At 68.5% G+C, this 787-nt stretch carries 2 protein-coding genes; both read left to right on the top strand.

Annotated features, from left to right (window positions below; translation table 11 throughout):
• On the top strand, positions 1-208 hold a 208-nt coding region (locus AAE045_RS23390; RefSeq protein WP_455549707.1), incomplete at its 5' end, for a 4a-hydroxytetrahydrobiopterin dehydratase.
• Positions 209-212: 4 nt separating this feature from the next.
• Positions 213-632, top strand: a complete 420-nt coding sequence (locus tag AAE045_RS23395; RefSeq protein WP_341987888.1) for an energy transducer TonB — start codon at positions 213-215, stop codon at positions 630-632.
• Positions 633-787: the final 155 nt, after the last annotated feature.

A 787-nucleotide genomic window follows, 5' to 3' on the forward strand; every position in this document is an offset into this window, starting at 1 on the left:
GCTGACCCGCACCTTCCGCTTCGACAACTACCACGGCACCATGGCCTTCGTGAACGCCCTGGCCTGGGTTGCCCATCGCGAAGACCACCACCCGGACCTGGGCGTGCATTACGACCGCGCCGTGGTGCGATTCTCCACCCATGATGTGGGTGGCCTGAGCGAAAACGACTTCATCTGCGCGGCGAAAGCCTCGGCCCTGACGGAGTAAGCCCATGAAACTGCAGTACATCGTGCTGTCCAGCCTTGCCGTGGCGGCCCTGGCCGGCTGCAACAAGACGCCCGAACAACCGGTCGCCCCGGTCGCTGCGCCCACCGAGGTCGCCGCGGTCAAGACGCCACCGCCGGAGTACCCCATCGAACTGGCGTGCCAGGGGATCGGCGGCACCAGTACCTTCAAGGTCACCATCGCCGCCGACGGCCAGCCCAGCCAGGTCCAGCTCGCCAGTGGCAGCGGCAACGCCCAGCTCGACGAGCAGGCGCAGAAGGCGGTCCAGGCCTGGCAGTTCAAGGCCGGCACCCGTGCCGGGCAGACGGTCTCGACCACGATCCAGGTACCGGTCAGCTTCAATCCGCCGCAGCCCAAGCCGGACGAGTGCTTCGCGATCGAAGAACGGCTGCGTCGCGGCGGCTGATCGCCGCAGGGTGTTGAGGTCAGCCGCCGCAAGCCGCGCATCATGGATCGTCAAGGCGCACGTCGGATCGACGCGTCGCCACGCGCCCGGTGAACACCGCCCCCACGGAGCACCGCATTTCAGCGGCCCGGTGGGGAGGTGGGGACCGCACGGCG

The organism is Dryocola clanedunensis, from assembly GCF_038405435.1.
Lineage (GTDB): Bacteria > Pseudomonadota > Gammaproteobacteria > Enterobacterales > Enterobacteriaceae > Dryocola > Dryocola clanedunensis_A.